The organism is Phytobacter sp. MRY16-398, from assembly GCF_003925915.1.
GTDB lineage: Bacteria > Pseudomonadota > Gammaproteobacteria > Enterobacterales > Enterobacteriaceae > Phytobacter > Phytobacter diazotrophicus.
Window position 1 is genome coordinate 653,444 of the sequence record NZ_AP018756.1, and the last position, 17,353, is coordinate 670,796.

The window sequence follows — 17,353 nt, forward strand, 5'->3', positions numbered from 1 at the left end:
TCGGCAATACGGATAGAACAATGAAACAACACGAATCTGCGGACAATTATCAGGGCCAGCTCTACATTGTCCCTACGCCCATCGGCAATTTGGGTGATATTACCCAGCGTGCGCTCACCGTATTGCAGGATGTCGATCTTATCGCTGCTGAGGACACGCGCCACACCGGACTGCTGCTTTCACATTTCGCCATTAACGCCCGTCTGTTTGCCCTGCACGACCATAATGAGCAACAAAAGGCCGACACGCTGGTGGCGAAGCTAAAAGAAGGGCAAAACATCGCGCTGGTCTCCGATGCCGGCACACCGCTGATTAACGACCCTGGCTACCATCTTGTACGCACCTGCCGTGAAGCGGGCATCCGGGTCGTTCCACTGCCGGGGCCCTGTGCTGCAATAGCAGCATTAAGTGCGGCGGGGTTACCGTCCGATCGTTTTTGTTACGAGGGGTTTCTGCCCGCCAAATCGAAAGGGCGTCGCGACACCTTAAAATCGCTGGAGACAGAACCGCGCACGCTGATTTTTTATGAGTCAACGCATCGCCTGCTGGAAAGCCTGGAGGACATCGTTGCCGTGCTGGGTGAAGCACGTTACGTAGTGCTGGCCCGCGAGCTGACCAAAACCTGGGAGTCGATTTATGGCGCACCGGTAGGGGAATTGCTGGCATGGGTGAAAGAGGACGAAAACCGTCGCAAAGGTGAGATGGTGCTGATCGTCGAAGGCCATAAGGCGCAGGAAGATGCCTTACCTGCCGATGCGCTGCGTACGCTGGCCCTGTTACAGGCTGAGCTACCTCTGAAAAAAGCCGCTGCACTGGCTGCGGAAATCCACGGCGTGAAGAAAAATGCGCTCTATAAATACGCGCTGGAACAGCAGGGCGACGCGTAAGCTTTCTGCCTGGGCATAACAGGGTTATATCCAGGCGATTTCCTGTTTACGAACACCGGGCTTTCGACCAAAACAGCCATATTATTCATACCATGGCTGTTTTCGTTACGGTCATCGCAGTGGACGCGTTAAACAATCATCACGTCTTTACCCATCTTGTTCAGTGCTACTTTGTCCTTCTCGCTGATGCCCTCATCGGTAATCACGCAGTCGATTTTGTCCATCGGTAATACCTGATTAAACCCGCGGCGATTGAACTTGCTGGCGTCCAGTACCGCCACCACTTTATGTGCCGCAGCCGCCATCACGCCGCTAATCGAATAGCCTTCGTTGAACGTGGTGATGCCATTAGTGGTGTCAATGCCATCCGCCCCCACAAACATCAGGTCAGCGCTGATGCCCTGCAAAGAGCGCTCAGCGATGGTGCCGTGCATTGAATGCGTTTTATGGCGCACGGTGCCGCCGCAGACCACCAGCGTGATGTCTTTGTTGTCAGAGAGGGTAAACGCAGCAGGAAGGCTATTGGTGATGACGGTGATGTTGGATTTTTTCGCCAGCGCTTCGGCGATGAGCATTGTGGTACTTCCGCTATCCAGAATAACGGTCATCCCTTCTGCAATCATGCCGGTTGCCGCCTGGGCGATACGCTTTTTCGGATCGCTGGCAAGTTTATAGCGGTCTTCCAGCGTCACTTCCTGATTGTCGCTTTCCATCATATGCGTGCCTGGTTTAGCGGCACCGCCATGAAAACGGGTAACCAGACCTTTTTCTTCCAGTAAACGCAGGTCTGCGCGGATCGTCACCTCTGAAATACCAAAGGTATTCGAAAGATCGATAACCAGTACGCTTCCCTGGGCGTTAACCAGATCGACGATTTTGTTCCTTCGTTCAAATGAGTTCATGTTGATTTGCCTGAGAATTAACTCTGGATAGTGTAATCGAAGGATTGTGAAAGTTGAACGCTAACTTTCGAAAGTAAATGTGAGCCAGCTCAGGTTGCTGGCTCCTGCATTTAATCCAGCTTCAGTAGGATTTTTCCCTGCATTGGCGCGCCGTTTAATGCCTGAACGGCCTGGGCATAGCTCTCTGGTCCACCTCGATGGGCAATAAGGGGTTCCAGTGTAAGGCGTTTTTCCGTGAGCAGGCGGGTGGCGGTCACCCACTCTTCCCCCGGCCACGGGCCTGAGTAGTTCATCCAACTCCCCAGAATTGTTAGCTCCTTACGCAGAATTTGTCCGAAGACGGTTGCGGTCAGCGTCAGGTCATTATGCAGCGTGCCGACCAGTGCCAGTTGGGCACGTGGACCGGCAATCTCAATGGCCAGTGAAACGGTTTGTGGAGCGCCTGCGGTCTCCAGAATAAGCTGGTCAAAGCGGTTGTCGGTCAGATTTTCGAGAATTTGCGCGGCGCTCAGTTCGCGGCTATTAAAGGCGTGCGTCGCCCCGAGGCTTTTTGCCAGCGCTAATTTGTCCGGGTTGATGTCAATTGCCGTTACGCTTTTCGCCCCCAGCGCCAGTGCGCACTGCATGGCCAGCAGACCAATCGTCCCGGCACCGACAATTACCACGTTTTTATCGGCACACCCGCCCGCCAGATGAAACGCGTGCAGACCGACGGTGATAGGTTCGATAAAAGCGCCATCCTCAATGGCCATTTCTTCTGGCAGACGAATCAGATTTGCCCGTCTGACCACAACGTACTCCGCATTGCCGCCGTCGCTCCGTGACCCGACAAACTGGTAGCGTTTGCACAAAGAAAAGTACTGCTTGCGGCATTCCGGGCAGTCAAAGCAGGGAAGGAGTGGCACGCAGGCTACCGCGTCGCCCGTTGCGAGGTCGGTAACGCTTTTCCCCATTTCTTGGATATAGCCGCTGAATTCATGCCCCAGGGTAATAGGGTAAAAATGGGCTCCTTTTGCGAAAATCCGCGGGATATCAGAACCGCATAACCCGGAACTGACTACTCTGACTTTGACGTCATCGTCATGCTTTAACTGAGGTTCAGGACGTTCTTCAACGCAGATGTTCCCCTCAGCGTGAATAACCACTGATTTCATAACTCTCTCCAGGAATGAAAAGGGGAGCGGTGGCTCCCCTGAATATCAAGATGTGACGTGCGTTTGTTGTATCGCGGCGGCGGCCTTTTCCGCGGCTGCGAAGTTGCGCGCTCTGCGCCAGGTGAGCAGTACGCCGGCGAGATAAATCACGCCAATGACGGTGAAGCCGACGATGTTCTGCCAGGTGAGGAGCTGAATAAGCAGCCAGGTTATTGGAGAACCGCCCTGGTCCATTGAGGCAACCATCCCTCCGGCTTTCAGCGCGCCTGCATTCGCAGCAAGCTGTGTATGGAAGCCAATAGTTTGGGTGGCAATCCACAGGGTGATGCCCATGATAATTGTCCCGGAAATCAGCGTGCGGAACAGATTCCCCTGATGCACGGCAACCGCCATCGCCACAAAGAAACCGATCGTTGCCAGGTCACCGAACGGCAACACCTGATTGCCCGGCACCAGCACTGCGATGAGGATCGTCAGCGGAATAAAGATCAAGCTGGCAGAGACAACCGATGTATGGCCCAGCAGCAGTGCCGGATCGAGACCGATCAGGAACTCCTGGCTACCAAATTTAGCCTGCAGACGTTTACGGGCATGTTTTGCAATCGGCGTCAGACCGTCCATGATGGGCTTAATGACACGTGGCATCAGCAGCATAACGGCGGCTGTTTTGACGGCCAGTTGCAGTACGCCTTTAGCGTCATAGCCTGCCAGCAGGCCGATAACAATACCCATAACAAAGCCGACGGTTACCGGTTCACCAAACGGACCAAAGCGTTTCTGGATATCATCCGCGCTAAAGTGAACGCGGTTGAGTCCGGGGATTTTCTCAATGATAGTGTCGACCAGCACGGCAATCGGGCCGAGATAAGCTGAGCTGCCGTGTGGGATGGCGATACCCTCAAGGCCGAAGAAATCGCGGGTATCCTTCGCAAACCAGTCCCCCAGTTTATAGACGAAGGCGGCATGCACGACGACACCCAAAATCCCGATCCAGTAGGAACCCGTTGCGATATGCAGCATCGCGCCGGTAAAAGTCATATGCCAGATATTCCAGATATCAACGTTCACCACGCGGGTCATCCTGGTGACTAGCATCAGTACGTTCACGGCAATCGCGACAGGAATAGCAATAAGCGCAATCTGCGAGGCCCAGGTCATTGGGGATGAGCCAGGCCAGCCGACATCAATGACATGCAGATTTATTTGAAACTGTTCTGCCATGGCTTTTGCCGCCGGACCAATAGAATCCAGCATCAGGCCAATAACCAGCCCGATGCCAACAAAACCAATCCCGATATGCAGACCGGATTTAAAGCAGTCCCCGAGCTTCATCCCCAATAATTTTGAGAAGATGATGATCACCACCGGCAGCATGACGGTGGGGCCCAGGTCGAGGATATAGCGCATGATTTCGCTAAACATGGCTTCACCCCACAAGAATGGTCAGGATTTTTTGCTGGAGTGCCTCAATGCCGACACCAGAAATGAACGGCATGCCGTGTACCACCGGAATATCGCCGAAGGTACGATCCACTTTTGCCGTTGTGCAGATAAGATCGACGCCATCCATATAGGTTTCAATCTCATTAACTCTGCACTGCACCAGTTCGACGCTGATGTTATTCGCTTCGCAGAGTTCTTTGATCTCTTCTGCCGCCATTGTGGAGGTGGCGACCGCGCCGCCGCAGGCGACGATGATTTTACGTTTCATAGGGTACTCCTTTTATTATCAGTATCTTATGAAGCCTGTTCGCAATTCTCAGGCTCAAGGATCGTTTCCCGAAAAAGCGTTGCCAGGCGATCGGAAGGCGTCGTCATCAACGCCTCAAGCGCATTCGGGTTTTGTAGCTCACTAAAAAGGCGGCGCAGGAGCTTAAGCTGTGCCGCAGGGTTCTCAACAATCAGTGCGATGATCAGCGAAACTGCAATGTCGCCGTCATCATCAGCCTGTTGAAAATTCACTGGTTTATCCGGTCGAATAAGATAAATTGCCGCTGACTTTGCATGAGTCGCCTCGCAGTGCGGGATTGCAACGGCATGGCGTTCAAGGGCGATCCCTGTCGGGTAAATCGCTTCACGTTCCAGCAATGCCGCAGGATAAGAATCATGCACGACGCCTTTCGCCAGCATCTCTTCACCTATGTGTGCCAACGCCTGCTGACACGAGCTAAATTCAATTCCGGTTCGGACAAATAGTTGACTCATACATTCTCCAGAAATCAGGCTGCTTCTTCGGCGCATCCATAACGGTAGGCGCGTAATACATCCTGTATTTTGTCATTGATAAGATTTTGCGGCGTCGCGACGATCTCGTTATGCAATAGACGTTCAAACTGAACGGGCAAGTACTGGCTGATTAGCCCCAGCGGTAGCGGGATGGCACTCAGGTTGGCGATAAGTTTCTCTACGCCCTGGCGGATGCGTGGATGTGGCCAATAGTAGCGAATGCGATCAGACAGGCTGAAATGGATGTCCACCATCGCCTGGCTCCATGTCGGGTGATAATACTTTTTCCAGTAGCCCGGCTCGTTGAGCATCACCTCGTCAATCACCTCCAGCACACGACTGCGGTTTTCCGGGATAACCAGCTCGTTTTCCATTTGCGCCAGAGCAAAAATGGCTTCGCGCAGGGCGAAGGTGAGGGCAGGGCCAACTTTCAGGATGGCAAAGTGATCGCGTACCAGCGCACGGTAAGCCTGGCGGGACTGATAGTCTGTCGAATGAGCTTCGTACACCATTGGTGTCTGGCGAATCCAGGCGGAGAGAGCTTCGGCTTCGTGAGGTTGATAGTGAATAATCTGGGTGTGATCAAACTCGACGCCCGGTTGCACGACAATGCCGATAACGCGGCTCATCGCTTCATCCAGCCCAAGCGCATGGAAGGCAGCCCGGTGGGTTTCAAGCGTGCTGGCGGCATCTTCTACTCGGGTCACGTGAACCGTATCAATGCTGCTTGCTTCGCCGCCAGGAACCGGGACTTCGGTCCCAATCACATAGGTCAGCGATTTTTTCAGCTCATCGCTGGCAGTTTCTTCTGCGGCCTTGCACAAACGTGCGGCACGCTCGGCGACGACCTTCGGATCCAAAGGAACGGGATCGTCTGCGCAGGACATTGACGCATCAAGATGGATCTTCGTGAAACCTGCAGTGACATAGGCCTTAATAAGGTCGACGGATTTTTCCATTGCCGTTTCTGCGGTTTCGTTCTGCCAACAGTTGGGCCCGAGATGATCGCCGCCTAAAATTAACCGCTCCAGTGGGAACCCCACCTCTTTTGCAATAGTAAAAACAAAATCCCGAAAATCTGCCGGTCTCATCCCGGTATAGCCGCCAAACTGATTCACCTGGTTCGATGTCGCTTCAATCAGCACTTTGTTAACGCTATGAGCATCAAAGCGAAGCGCAGCTTCTATAACCATCGGGTGCGCTGAACAGACTGAGCAGATGCCGAGGTGCTCCCCTGCCTTATGGCGGGCAATAATATCTTTCACTATATCCTCCGGGTTATTTCTGAATTCTTTCAATAATTAGTTAACTGCTTTCACAATTTTCCTTCGCAGCCGCAGTCGGCGATAACTTTCCGTACCACCTCTTTCATGGCAACCTTTGCTGGCACCATGTAATGCCGCGGATCGCTGGCGTCCGGATGTGAAGCCAGATATGACTTGAGCGCGCCCGAGAAGGCGATTTTCAGCTCTGTCGCGACGTTGACCTTACAAATGCCAAGGCTAATGGCCCGGCGGATATCATCGGCAGACAAACCTGAGGCGCCGTGCAGCACCAACGGTATATTTACGCGCTGGCAAATCTCTTCAAGGCGGTCAAAATCGAGTTTGGGTTCAGCGGCATACAGGCCATGAGCGGTTCCGATAGCAACAGCCAGCGAGTCGATTCCCGTCTGACGTACGAATTCAAATGCTTGTTCGGGGTTGGTATAAAGGGCGTCCTTACCCTCCACGACCAGATCGTCCTCTTGTCCACCCAGACGGCCCAGTTCCGCTTCAACACTGACGTCATAGCGGTGGCAGTAATCAGTGACTTTTTTCACCAGCTCAATATTTGTGGCGAAAGGATGATGGGAGCCGTCGATCATAACGGAACGCACGCCGCTGAGGACTTTGCTTTCTATATCAGCAAGTTGTTCATGATGATCGAGATGTATGGCCAGTGGTTGATTAAAGGTTTTTGCCAGATCGCCAGCGATGGCGACGATGTTGCCTGTTCCGGCATAACTGAATGTACCCGGCGTGCCCGCAACAATCAGGGGAGAACGCAGCTCTGCGGCGGTCTCTACTACTACCTGTAACGTTTCAAGATTGTGGATATTGAATGCCGGGACGGCGTAGCCTTCTTGCTGCGCTTTGTTAAGCATCGCTTTCGTCGAAATGATGTACATCCTGCCTCCGAAACCTTTCGTTTATTTTCTTCGAAAGAAGATATAGGGTTTCGTAACGTTTTTTTGTGAGTTAAGTCAGAAAAATGAAAGATACGAAAGCGAAAGGAGGTTTTCGAAAGTTAAGGGCGGCAAAAAAGCAAAAAAAAAAGCATGGCCGAAGCCATGCTAAACGATGAGGTTTATTGATGAATCAAGTCACCGGAGCCGGGTTAAAGACAGCCAGTTGGTTGTGCAGGCCCCATTGATCAGAAAAGGTTTTCTTACGACCGCTTGCGACATCAAGGATAAAGTGGAACAGCTTCCAGCCCACCTCCTCGATAGTCTCTTCGCCCGTTGCGATAGTCCCTGCGTTGATATCCATCAGGTCATACCAACGATTGGCCAGTTCAGTGCGGGTTGCCATCTTGATAACCGGCACCGCCATCAGACCGTACGGCGTACCACGACCAGTGGTAAAGACCTGCACGGTGATACCCGACGCAACCTGCTGCGTGCCGCAGACAAAGTCACTGGCCGGCGTTGCCGCGTAAATCAGACCACGTTTGGTCGGACGCTGTCCCGGAGAAAGCACTTCGGAGATGGCGCTCTTACCTGATTTCGCGATCGAGCCCAGCGCTTTTTCCACCACGTTTGCCAGACCGCCTTTCTTGTTACCCGGCGACGGGTTAGCGCTACGGTCAGTTTGCCCCATGTCCAGGTAGTTATCGTACCAGGCCATCTCTTCCAACAGGCGTTTGCCCACTTCTTCATTGATTGCACGCGGCGTAAGCAGATGGATAGCATCACGCACTTCGGTCACTTCGGAGAACATGACCGTGCCACCGCAACGTATAAGCAGGTCAGAGGCGTAACCGACAGCCGGGTTTGCGGTCACGCCGGAGAAGGCATCACTACCACCACACTGCATGCCGACAACCAGTTCAGAAGCCGGACAGGTTTCGCGCTGGCGCTGGTTGAGTTTTTCCAGATGACGAACCGCAACCTGCAAAATATCGTCAACCATGGATTTGAAACCGACATGATGTTCATCCTGCAGACGGACAATACTGGCATCGTCTACCGGAATCGCTTTCACATCTTCTGTACCCTTAAGCAGGCGTTCAGGCTGCAGTTTTTCACAGCCCAGGCCGATGACCATCACTTCACCGCCAAAGTTCGGGTTCAGCGCGATGTTGTGAATAGTGCGGATGGGCACAACGGCTGCCGGTGCGTTAATCGCCACGCCACAACCGTACAGATGGTTCAGACCGACCACGCCATCCACATTCGGATATTTCGGCAGCAGGTCGCGTTCAATAATTTTCACCACATAGTCGACCACACCCGCCACACAATGCACGCTGGTGGTGATGCCAAGGAGATTCTTGGTACCGACGCTGCCATCGGCGTTGCGATAGCCTTCGAAGGTGTAACCCTCCAGCGGCGGCAACGGCTCGGGCACTTTAGTCGCCAGTGGCAGTGTGTTCAACGGCGGCGCTTTCGGTAATTCAACGGTGGATTCGTCAATCCAGCTTCCGCGTGCAATATCACGCACCGCATAACCGATAACTTCACCGTAACGGATAATTTCCCCATGATGAGGAATATCTACCAGCGCAACTTTATGACCTTGCGGGATATGTTCGATTAATTCGAGACCATCCGAAAAACGGATACCCGCTTTTAATCCATTGTCATTAACGATGATAGCGACATTATCGGTGTCGTGTACTTTAATATAAAACGCCGTAGGCGACTGCTGTCTAATTTCAATGTCGGCCATTATCAAGTAATCTCCAGCTAACGATACGATGCATTACTCAAAAAAAGAAAGGGAGGATATTCTGTAATTATCAGAAGTTAAAACCTCGTTTGATGAAATAAGAATGTCAGGAGTCTCAATATTAAAATGTGATCTAAATCACTTATTTTCGTGATTACCCGTCCTGTAAGGATGTGAATTACCAGATCTGTGCATCAGCGCCCAGCTATGTGTGCATATGCTCAAAATAATCTTAATGGTTCATATTAAAATTGAGCAAACCACCAGTGCGTGGCTGGCTGGCGGTGATTATACTGTGCGGTAATAAAATACAAACATGCTATTACCTGATATTACTTTTCGTGAGTTTCTTTTTATATATCGGGTAAATTACATATCAAGAAAATTATATCTTTAAATTAAGCTGCACCAGGGGAAACCATATGTCTGTGCAAAGTTCAGTTGAGGTAAAAAGGGGAATACCAACTCGCTATTTAATTCTGCTCATTATATTTATTGTTACAGCAGTTAACTATGCGGACCGCGCCACGCTCTCTATTGCGGGGACCGATGTCGCGAAAGAGTTGCATCTTGACTCGGTATCGATGGGTTACATTTTTTCTGCGTTTGGCTGGGCGTATCTGCTGATGCAGATCCCAGGTGGCTGGTTACTTGACCGCTATGGCTCGAAAAAAGTGTACACCTGGAGCCTGTTCTTCTGGTCGCTCTTTACCTTCTTGCAAGGCTTTGTCGACGTATTCCCGCTCGCATGGGCCGGGGTCTCGATGTTTATCATGCGCTTTATGCTGGGCTTCTCGGAAGCGCCTTCTTTCCCGGCAAACGCCCGTATTGTGGCGGCCTGGTTCCCGGCAAAAGAGCGCGGTACCGCTTCGGCGATTTTTAACGCGGCGCAGTATTTTTCACTCGCACTGTTCTCTCCGCTGCTGGGTTGGCTGACCTTCGCGTGGGGCTGGGAACATGTTTTCACCGTGATGGGCGTGATTGGTTTTGTGCTGACGGCGGCCTGGGTTAAATACATTCATAACCCAACTGACCATCCACGTATGACTCGCGAAGAGCTGGATTACATTTCTGCTAACGGCGCGGTGGTTGATATGGACCACAAAAAAACCGACAGCGATAAGCAATCTGGCCCGAAACTGGATTACATCAAGCAACTGTTATCCAGCCGTATGATGCTCGGCGTGTTCTTCGGTCAGTACTTCCTGAACACGATCACATGGTTTTTCCTGACCTGGTTCCCGATTTACCTGGTGCAGGATAAAGGCATGTCAATTTTGAAAGTGGGTTTTGTCGCGTCCATTCCGGCCCTGTGTGGTTTTGGGGGCGGTGTGCTGGGCGGTCTGTTCTCTGACTACCTGATTAAACGTGGTTGTACTTTGACCATGGCGCGTAAATTCCCCATCGTAGTCGGGATGTTGTTGGCTTCCAGCATCATTCTGTGTAACTACACCGACAACACTGTGCTGGTTATCGCGTTGATGGCACTGGCATTCTTCGGTAAAGGTTTCGGCGCGTTGGGCTGGCCGGTTATCTCCGATATCGCACCGAAAGAAATTGTCGGTCTGTGCGGCGGCGTGTTTAACGTGTTCGGTAATGTGGCATCGATTGTGACCCCGCTGGTAATTGGGTACATGGTCAAAGAGTTGCATTCGTTCAACGGGGCGCTGATTTTTGTCGGATGCTCGGCCCTGATGATGATGGTGTGCTACCTGTTTGTGGTAGGCGACATCAAACGTATGGAATTGAAAAAGTAAGCAACGGCTTAAAAAATTAAGGTGCAAAAGATGAGTAACGATATCTTCCCGAACAAATTTAAAGCTGCGCTGGCGGCAAATCAGGTTCAGATCGGTTGTTGGTCGGCGCTGGGTAGTCATATCAGCACTGAGGTTCTGGGCCTGGCAGGGTTTGACTGGCTGCTGTTGGACGGTGAACACGCCCCGAATGACGTGCTCTCTTTTGTACCGCAGTTGATGGCGCTGAAAGGCAGCGTCAGCGCACCGGTGGTACGTATTCCGACGAACGATCCGGTTGTGATCAAGCGTCTGCTGGATATTGGTTTCTACAACTTCCTCGTCCCGTTTGTTGAAACGGCAGAAGAAGCAGCAAACGCCGTGGCGGCAACCCGTTATCCGCCTGAAGGTATCCGCGGCGTGTCCGTGTCTCACCGCGCCAATATGTTTGGCACCGTACCGGATTACTTCGCGCAGTCGAACAAAAACATCACCATCATCGTGCAGATCGAAAGCCAGGAAGGCGTGGATAACCTCGACGCTATCCTCAAAACCGACGGCGTTGACGGTGTATTCGTCGGTCCGAGCGACCTGGCGGCAACCCTGGGTTATATCGGCAATGCTGCGCACCCGGAAGTACAGCGCACCATCCAGCATATTTTTGCGCGTGCAAAAGCACATGGTAAACCGAGCGGTATCCTGGCGCCTGTTGAGGCAGATGCCCGCCGCTATCTGGAATGGGGTGCGACCATCGTTGCTGTTGGCAGCGACCTGGGGGTGTTCCGTGCGGGTACGCAGAAACTGGCTGATGCCTTTAAAAAATAACCAAACCACCACTGAATAAAGAGAGAGACGCAATTATGACGATGAAAGTTGGTTTCATTGGCCTGGGCATCATGGGTAAACCAATGAGTAAAAACCTCATTAAAGCAGGTTACTCACTGGTGGTCTCCGACCGCAATAGCGATGTGGTCGCAGAACTGATCGCCGCTGGCGCAGAAGCCGCAAGCAGCGCTAAAGCCATCGCAGAGCAGTGTGATGTGATCATCACCATGCTGCCAAACTCCCCGCACGTAAAAGAAGTTGCGCTGGGCGAAGGCGGCATCATTGAAGGCGCTAAACCAGGTACTGTTCTGATCGATATGAGCTCCATCGCTCCGCTGGCCAGCCGTGAAATCAGCGAAGGTCTGAAAGCAAAAGGCATCGAGATGCTGGACGCGCCGGTAAGCGGCGGTGAACCGAAAGCGATCGACGGTACCCTGTCCGTAATGGTTGGCGGTGACAAAGCGCTGTTCGACAAATACTACGATCTGCTGAAAGCCATGGCCGGTTCCGTTGTTCATACCGGCGATATTGGCGCGGGTAACGTGACCAAACTGGCTAACCAGGTCATCGTAGCGCTGAACATTGCTGCAATGTCTGAAGCGCTGTCTCTGGCAACGAAAGCGGGTGTGAATCCTGAGCTGGTATTCCAGGCAATCCGCGGCGGTCTGGCTGGCAGCACCGTGCTGGAAGCAAAAGCACCGATGGTACTCAACCGCAACTTTAAACCGGGTTTCCGTATCGACCTGCATATCAAAGATCTCTCCAATGCACTCGATACCTCTCATGGTGTAGGTGCGCAATTGCCGCTGACTGCCGCAGTCATGGAAATGATGCAGGCATTGCGTGCTGATGGTCACGGTAGCGACGACCACAGCGCTCTCGCGTGCTACTACGAAAAACTGGCGAAAGTAGAAATCTCTCGCTAATAAGAAGGGTGCGGGAGCGCACCCTGAATTTCTTAAGCATCAACGCCTTGCAGGTCGAAAATCGCGGTGACGTGAATGGCCTGTGAGGTGAAATGAATGCCTTGCGCGGCAATGTCAGGCTAATCAACTATGAAAATCGTAATCGCCCCAGACTCTTATAAAGAAAGCCTTTCTGCTACCGAAGTAGCGCAGGCGATAGAAAAAGGATTTCGGGAAATTTTCCCGAATGCTCAATACGTTTCAGTTCCGGTCGCAGATGGCGGTGAGGGAACGGTTGAAGCCATGATTGCCGCGACAAAAGGTTCTGTGCACAGCGCATGCGTCACCGGCCCTTTAGGTGAAAATGTGGATGCGCGTTGGGGGATGTCCGGCGACGGTAAAACAGCCTTTATAGAAATGGCCGCCGCCAGCGGTCTGGCACTTGTGCCCCCTGAATTACGAAACCCTCTGATCACCACTTCACGCGGCACCGGGGAACTTATTTTGCACGCGCTGGATCATGGGGCGAAAAACATTATTATCGGCATCGGCGGTAGCGCAACGAACGACGGCGGAGCGGGTATGGTACAGGCGCTTGGCGCGAAGCTGTGTGATGCCAATGGTACCGACATCGGCAACGGCGGCGGTAGCCTGATAAGCCTGAATGCTATTGATGTTTCCGGGCTCGATCCGCGTCTTGAAGGCTGCACCATTCGTGTTGCCTGTGATGTGACAAACCCGCTGACCGGCGAAAAAGGCGCATCGCGTATCTTTGGGCCACAAAAAGGCGCGACGGAAGCGCTGATCGTTGAGCTGGACCGTAATCTTGCCCATTACGCCGATGTGATTAAAAAATCGCTGCATATTGATGTGAAAAATGTGCCGGGAGCCGGTGCGGCGGGTGGGATGGGCGCCGCGTTGATGGCATTCCTCGGCGCGGAGCTGCGTAGCGGTATCGAAATCGTAACCCAGGCCTTGAATCTGGAAGAACATATTCATGATTGTACCCTGGTGGTCACCGGCGAAGGCCGTATCGACAGCCAGAGTATCCACGGTAAAGTGCCGGTGGGCGTGGCGAACGTGGCAAAAAAATACCACAAGCCAGTTATCGGTATTGCCGGAAGCCTGACGCGTGATGTTGGCATTGTGCATCAGTATGGTATTGACGCGGTATTCAGCGTTCTGACCAGCATTGGTACGCTGGAAGAGGCGTTCCGTGGTGCGTTTGACAATATTTATCATGCATCCCGCAACATTGCGGCCACCTTACAGGTTGGCATGTCTGCTGAGGGGTGACATCGGCTCGCAAACCCTCTATACTGCGCGCCGAAGCTGACCAGACAGTCGCCGCTTCGTCGTTGTCCTCCTTCGGGGGAGACAGGCGAAGGGGAGGAAAGTCCGGGCTCCATAGGGCAGGGTGCCAGGTAACGCCTGGGGGGTGTAACAGCCTACGACCAGTGCAACAGAGAGCAAACCGCCGATGGCCCGCGCAAGTGGGATCAGGTAAGGGTGAAAGGGTGCGGTAAGAGCGCACCGCGCGGCTGGTAACAGTTCGCGGCACGGTAAACTCCACCCGGAGCAAGGCCAAATAGGGGTTCATAAGGTACGGCCCGTACTGAACCCGGGTAGGCTGCTTGAGCCAGTGAGCGATTGCTGGCCTAGATGAATGACTGTCCACGACAGAACCCGGCTTATCGGTCAGTTTCGATCTTTTCAGGTAAAAACCCGCTTCGGCGGGTTTTTGCTTTTTTGTGGTTTCAAATTTCTGCACGATCTTCCCTCTGGCTCCAGTGGGGCGAGGGGAAGCCTGAACATTCCCCGGTGGCGCTGCGTTTACCGGGACGACGGTCTCGCCATACTCCTATTTCCGGTAGCTATCCGCGTCTCGCCGTTACATTTTCCGCTGACAATGCTCTACTGAGTACCGGAACATACTCACAGGACGCATCTGACATGAGCTCACACCCAATACGGAAAATCATCGAAGCCTGCGACAAGGCGATATCAGCAAAAGATTACGATACCCTGATGACGTTTTACGCGGACGATGCCGCGCTGGTCATAAAGCCGGGAATGATTGCCAAAGGAAAAGACAATATTCGCAACGCTTTTATGGCCATCGCTGACTATTTCCAGGGGAATCTGGTGGTAGAACAAGGGGAGATGCAGGTCATTGAAGGCGCCGATAACGCGCTGGTCATCATGGAAACCCTGCTGCGTTACCCGGACGGCAAAGGCGGCACTGTTAAGACAATCCGTCGTGCGACATATGTTTTTCGCCACACTGCTTCGCAGGGCTGGTTATGCACTATCGATAATTCTTACGGCACCGATTTGCTGGATAGCGCGTTGCCGTCAGGCTAATTTTTCCGCAAACCTCACAAAAAAAGCCCCGGTTTTTAAACCAGGGCTTCTGTTACGCTGCTTCGTCTTCTTGCGCCAGCCGCTGCTCTGCATCGGCGACGATAGCTTCCAGTTCGGTCAACATATCGTCGTAATCAAAAGATTGCGGCGATGCTTCCGGTGTCGTTTGCTCTGTAGAAATGGGTTTTGACGTTCTGTTTTGAACACTCTTTTTTTTCACCTTGGTACTCCGTAAAACTCTTGCGCTTACACGGGTAAATCTATCAGTAAAGCGCGCAACGGCGTATCGGCGACTAACGTTATGTTAGCCTCATCACGAATAAACGCACCGTCACCACAGGTGAGCGCTTCCCGCGATTCGCACGGCATGACGGCGTGTATTGTACCGTGGATCGACTGCAAATAGGCGCGAGGCCCATGCAGTTGAAACGTCAGCTCCTCACCTTTTTCCAGCTCGATATGGTGCAACCAGACCTGCTGGCGTAATTGCAGGCTGTCCTGGCTTCCGTCTGGGGATGCCAGCAACTGGCGAGCCTGATCGGCAATCATCACTTTCTGCACCGTCGGATTTTCCCGTTCCGGGCAGGCATCCAGCCACAACTGCATACGCGTCAGCGGCTTGTCTTTGCTCAGATTATGTTCGCTATAGCTAATGCCCGGCTGAGTCGCAATGAGCAACGCTTCGCCCGTTTTCGCCTGAATATGGTTACCTTCGCTGTCGCGATACTCGGCTTCGCCTTCAAGAATCAGGTTCAGAATATCGACTTTCGGGTAGGTACGCGGCTGGAATGAGGCACCGGGTGCCAGTACTTCCTGGTTCAGTACGCGCAGGGAGGCGTAGCCCAAAAGTTTCGGGTCAAAGTAATGTCCAAAGGAAAAGGTGTAGCGGGCCTGCAGCCAGCCGAAGTCCGCTTGTCCACATTGTTTGGCTGTTCTGGTAGTAATCATAATTCTTGACCTCTCTTTACACTAAAACAATGGTAAAGGTATGGACGCTGCATTGTTAGCCAGATATTCTGCCCGGTATGTTCAAATTTCCTGAATGAGAACAAAAATGGCGAAAGATAGGGCACTTACGCTGGAAGCGTTACGCGTCATGGACGCAATTGACCGTCGCGGTAGCTTTGCCGCCGCGGCAGATGAACTGGGGCGGGTACCCTCTGCGCTCAGCTATACGATGCAAAAACTGGAAGAAGAGCTGGACGTTGTTCTGTTTGACCGCTCTGGCCATAGAACGAAGTTTACCAACGTTGGTCGCATGCTGCTGGAACGTGGCCGTGTTTTGCTCGAAGCGGCTGACAAACTCACTACCGATGCCGAAGCGCTGGCGCGCGGTTGGGAAACGCACCTGACGCTGGTTACCGAAGCACTGGTGCCGACGCCCGAGCTTTTCCCGCTTGTCGATAAACTGGCGGCAAAAGCCAACACGCAACTCTCGATCATTACCGAGGTGCTGGCAGGCGCCTGGGAGCGGCTGGAGCAGGGGCGTGCGGATATCGTGATCGCGCCGGATATGCATTTCCGCTCTTCGTCGGAAATCAACTCTCGCAAGCTGTACAAGGTACTGAACGTTTATGTCGCGGCACCAGACCATCCGATTCACCACGAACCGGAGCCGTTGTCTGAGGTGACTCGCGTGAAATATCGCGGCGTGGCGGTTGCGGATACCGCGCGCGAGCGCCCGGTGCTGACGGTGCAGTTGCTGGACAAACAGCCGCGTCTGACGGTCAGTACCATTGAGGATAAACGTCAGGCTTTACTGGCGGGGTTGGGTGTGGCGACGATGCCTTATCCGTTGGTTGAGCAGGACATTGCAGAAGGGCGTTTGCGCGTCGTCAGTCCTGAATATACCAGCGAAGTCGACATCATCATGGCCTGGCGGCGCGACAGCATGGGCGAAGCGAAAGCCTGGTGTCTGCGCGAAATACCGAAACTCTTCTCCGGAAAATAATTCCCCCGGCCCCTTAAGGAAACGCTTTTGGCTCAGGGCCGAAGCGATTTTCTTCGGGGGTACCGTGCTGGCTCCAGAAGGCCAGCAGCATCAACCAACCCAGGACAGGAACACACCACAACCACAGCCATTTGGCGGTGCGATCGGTATCGTGCAACCGGCGGGACTGAACGGCAAGGGAAGGCAGGAAAACCAGCAGGGCGTAGATCAGGCTTAACAGGCCAATGCCACCCGTGCGCCAGCCTAAAATTTCATCCACCACGACAAGTACGCCAAAGAGAATGAGGTTGACCAGCATAAACATCCAGAACTCCCGGCGATGCGCACGGCCATGAAAGAGGACGTAGTTGCTCAGCACTTTGAAATACCAATCCATTCTCTACCTCGAAAGACGTTCAATACGTTGTTTTCTCAGCGATCACTGTAAGAATAGACGGGGATAAAAGGATGCGTGAAATATTTTCGGGCGCAACG

18 protein-coding genes and 1 other RNA gene are annotated in these 17,353 nt (G+C 52.9%); 8 read left to right on the forward strand and 11 right to left on the reverse strand.

Annotation, left to right across the window (positions count from 1 at the left end; translation table 11 throughout):
* The first annotated feature begins 20 nt into the window (after positions 1–20).
* Positions 21–887 carry a 16S rRNA (cytidine(1402)-2'-O)-methyltransferase gene (gene rsmI / locus MRY16398_RS03175; RefSeq protein ID WP_039077498.1) on the forward strand — a complete coding sequence of 289 codons (867 nt, stop codon included), beginning with the start codon at positions 21–23 and terminating at the stop codon, positions 885–887.
* 128 nt (positions 888–1,015) lie between these two features.
* On the opposite strand, the gene MRY16398_RS03180 is transcribed toward rsmI, so the two are convergent.
* From MRY16398_RS03180 to garD, 8 genes are all read right to left on the reverse strand, one after another.
* A complete protein-coding gene (locus MRY16398_RS03180) occupies positions 1,016–1,789 on the reverse strand; it encodes a DeoR/GlpR family DNA-binding transcription regulator (RefSeq protein ID WP_039077499.1) in 774 nt (257 codons plus the stop codon).
* Between the two features lie 110 nt (positions 1,790–1,899).
* On the reverse strand, positions 1,900–2,943 hold the full coding sequence (gene gatD / locus MRY16398_RS03185) for a galactitol-1-phosphate 5-dehydrogenase (RefSeq protein WP_125123822.1): 1,044 nt from the start codon (positions 2,941–2,943) through the stop codon (positions 1,900–1,902).
* Between the two features lie 45 nt (positions 2,944–2,988).
* Positions 2,989–4,365, reverse strand: coding sequence for a galactitol-specific PTS transporter subunit IIC (locus MRY16398_RS03190; protein ID WP_107223811.1), 1,377 nt, complete (start codon positions 4,363–4,365; stop codon positions 2,989–2,991).
* 4 nt (positions 4,366–4,369) lie between these two features.
* Positions 4,370–4,654, reverse strand: a complete 285-nt coding sequence (gatB, locus tag MRY16398_RS03195; protein WP_039077502.1) for a PTS galactitol transporter subunit IIB — start codon at positions 4,652–4,654, stop codon at positions 4,370–4,372.
* Between the two features lie 26 nt (positions 4,655–4,680).
* Positions 4,681–5,148 (reverse strand): PTS galactitol transporter subunit IIA, encoded by a 468-nt coding sequence (gene gatA / locus MRY16398_RS03200; protein ID WP_039077503.1) that lies wholly within the window; start codon positions 5,146–5,148, stop codon positions 4,681–4,683.
* 14 nt (positions 5,149–5,162) lie between these two features.
* Positions 5,163–6,434, reverse strand: coding sequence for a tagatose-bisphosphate aldolase subunit GatZ (gatZ, locus tag MRY16398_RS03205; protein WP_125123823.1), 1,272 nt, complete (start codon positions 6,432–6,434; stop codon positions 5,163–5,165).
* A gap of 50 nt (positions 6,435–6,484) precedes the next feature.
* Positions 6,485–7,339 carry a tagatose bisphosphate family class II aldolase gene (locus tag MRY16398_RS03210; RefSeq protein ID WP_125123824.1) on the reverse strand — a complete coding sequence of 285 codons (855 nt, stop codon included), beginning with the start codon at positions 7,337–7,339 and terminating at the stop codon, positions 6,485–6,487.
* A gap of 190 nt (positions 7,340–7,529) precedes the next feature.
* The gene (gene garD / locus MRY16398_RS03215; RefSeq protein ID WP_125123825.1) at positions 7,530–9,101 is read right to left on the reverse strand and encodes a galactarate dehydratase; all 1,572 of its coding nucleotides are present in this window, start codon (positions 9,099–9,101) and stop codon (positions 7,530–7,532) included.
* Between the two features lie 422 nt (positions 9,102–9,523).
* Between garD and MRY16398_RS03220 the strand changes: the two genes are divergently transcribed.
* The 6 genes from MRY16398_RS03220 to MRY16398_RS03245 all read left to right on the forward strand — a co-directional run bounded on the left by MRY16398_RS03220 (position 9,524) and on the right by MRY16398_RS03245 (position 14,928).
* On the forward strand, positions 9,524–10,858 hold the full coding sequence (locus MRY16398_RS03220) for an MFS transporter (protein ID WP_071194457.1): 1,335 nt from the start codon (positions 9,524–9,526) through the stop codon (positions 10,856–10,858).
* 30 nt (positions 10,859–10,888) lie between these two features.
* Positions 10,889–11,659, forward strand: a complete 771-nt coding sequence (gene garL, locus MRY16398_RS03225; protein WP_039077508.1) for a 2-dehydro-3-deoxyglucarate aldolase — start codon at positions 10,889–10,891, stop codon at positions 11,657–11,659.
* A gap of 35 nt (positions 11,660–11,694) precedes the next feature.
* Positions 11,695–12,585 carry a 2-hydroxy-3-oxopropionate reductase gene (garR, locus tag MRY16398_RS03230; protein ID WP_039077509.1) on the forward strand — a complete coding sequence of 297 codons (891 nt, stop codon included), beginning with the start codon at positions 11,695–11,697 and terminating at the stop codon, positions 12,583–12,585.
* 129 nt (positions 12,586–12,714) lie between these two features.
* A complete protein-coding gene (gene garK / locus MRY16398_RS03235; RefSeq protein ID WP_039077510.1) occupies positions 12,715–13,860 on the forward strand; it encodes a glycerate 2-kinase in 1,146 nt (381 codons plus the stop codon).
* A 32-nt stretch (positions 13,861–13,892) separates the two neighbouring features.
* Positions 13,893–14,274, forward strand: an RNA gene (gene rnpB / locus MRY16398_RS03240) — RNase P RNA component class A.
* A 243-nt stretch (positions 14,275–14,517) separates the two neighbouring features.
* Positions 14,518–14,928 (forward strand): YybH family protein, encoded by a 411-nt coding sequence (locus MRY16398_RS03245; RefSeq protein WP_039077511.1) that lies wholly within the window; start codon positions 14,518–14,520, stop codon positions 14,926–14,928.
* A 52-nt stretch (positions 14,929–14,980) separates the two neighbouring features.
* Here the strand turns inward: MRY16398_RS03245 and MRY16398_RS30510 are convergent, their stop codons facing one another.
* Both MRY16398_RS30510 and MRY16398_RS03250 read right to left on the reverse strand, forming a co-directional pair.
* Positions 14,981–15,148, reverse strand: a complete 168-nt coding sequence (locus tag MRY16398_RS30510) for a hypothetical protein (RefSeq protein WP_165157949.1) — start codon at positions 15,146–15,148, stop codon at positions 14,981–14,983.
* A gap of 26 nt (positions 15,149–15,174) precedes the next feature.
* Positions 15,175–15,876, reverse strand: a complete 702-nt coding sequence (locus MRY16398_RS03250; protein WP_125123826.1) for a pirin family protein — start codon at positions 15,874–15,876, stop codon at positions 15,175–15,177.
* Between the two features lie 106 nt (positions 15,877–15,982).
* On the opposite strand from MRY16398_RS03250, the gene yhaJ reads away from it, so the two are divergent.
* On the forward strand, positions 15,983–16,879 hold the full coding sequence (yhaJ, locus tag MRY16398_RS03255) for a DNA-binding transcriptional regulator YhaJ (RefSeq protein WP_039077513.1): 897 nt from the start codon (positions 15,983–15,985) through the stop codon (positions 16,877–16,879).
* Between the two features lie 13 nt (positions 16,880–16,892).
* Here the strand turns inward: yhaJ and MRY16398_RS03260 are convergent, their stop codons facing one another.
* Positions 16,893–17,255 (reverse strand): DUF805 domain-containing protein, encoded by a 363-nt coding sequence (locus MRY16398_RS03260; RefSeq protein ID WP_039077514.1) that lies wholly within the window; start codon positions 17,253–17,255, stop codon positions 16,893–16,895.
* Positions 17,256–17,353: the final 98 nt, after the last annotated feature.

What these genes read in the sequence shown, in the direction of transcription:
- rsmI (WP_039077498.1), top strand. Translation starts at nt 21, where the DNA reads ATGAAACAACACGAATCTGCGGACAATTATCAGGGCCAGCTCTACATT.
- MRY16398_RS03180 (WP_039077499.1), bottom strand. Translation starts at nt 1,789, where the DNA reads ATGAACTCATTTGAACGAAGGAACAAAATCGTCGATCTGGTTAACGCC.
- gatD (WP_125123822.1), bottom strand. Translation starts at nt 2,943, where the DNA reads ATGAAATCAGTGGTTATTCACGCTGAGGGGAACATCTGCGTTGAAGAA.
- MRY16398_RS03190 (WP_107223811.1), bottom strand. Translation starts at nt 4,365, where the DNA reads ATGTTTAGCGAAATCATGCGCTATATCCTCGACCTGGGCCCCACCGTC.
- gatB (WP_039077502.1), bottom strand. Translation starts at nt 4,654, where the DNA reads ATGAAACGTAAAATCATCGTCGCCTGCGGCGGCGCGGTCGCCACCTCC.
- gatA (WP_039077503.1), bottom strand. Translation starts at nt 5,148, where the DNA reads ATGAGTCAACTATTTGTCCGAACCGGAATTGAATTTAGCTCGTGTCAG.
- MRY16398_RS03210 (WP_125123824.1), bottom strand. Translation starts at nt 7,339, where the DNA reads ATGTACATCATTTCGACGAAAGCGATGCTTAACAAAGCGCAGCAAGAA.
- garD (WP_125123825.1), bottom strand. Translation starts at nt 9,101, where the DNA reads ATGGCCGACATTGAAATTAGACAGCAGTCGCCTACGGCGTTTTATATT.
- MRY16398_RS03220 (WP_071194457.1), top strand. Translation starts at nt 9,524, where the DNA reads ATGTCTGTGCAAAGTTCAGTTGAGGTAAAAAGGGGAATACCAACTCGC.
- garL (WP_039077508.1), top strand. Translation starts at nt 10,889, where the DNA reads ATGAGTAACGATATCTTCCCGAACAAATTTAAAGCTGCGCTGGCGGCA.
- garR (WP_039077509.1), top strand. Translation starts at nt 11,695, where the DNA reads ATGACGATGAAAGTTGGTTTCATTGGCCTGGGCATCATGGGTAAACCA.
- garK (WP_039077510.1), top strand. Translation starts at nt 12,715, where the DNA reads ATGAAAATCGTAATCGCCCCAGACTCTTATAAAGAAAGCCTTTCTGCT.
- MRY16398_RS03245 (WP_039077511.1), top strand. Translation starts at nt 14,518, where the DNA reads ATGAGCTCACACCCAATACGGAAAATCATCGAAGCCTGCGACAAGGCG.
- MRY16398_RS03250 (WP_125123826.1), bottom strand. Translation starts at nt 15,876, where the DNA reads ATGATTACTACCAGAACAGCCAAACAATGTGGACAAGCGGACTTCGGC.
- yhaJ (WP_039077513.1), top strand. Translation starts at nt 15,983, where the DNA reads ATGGCGAAAGATAGGGCACTTACGCTGGAAGCGTTACGCGTCATGGAC.
- MRY16398_RS03260 (WP_039077514.1), bottom strand. Translation starts at nt 17,255, where the DNA reads ATGGATTGGTATTTCAAAGTGCTGAGCAACTACGTCCTCTTTCATGGC.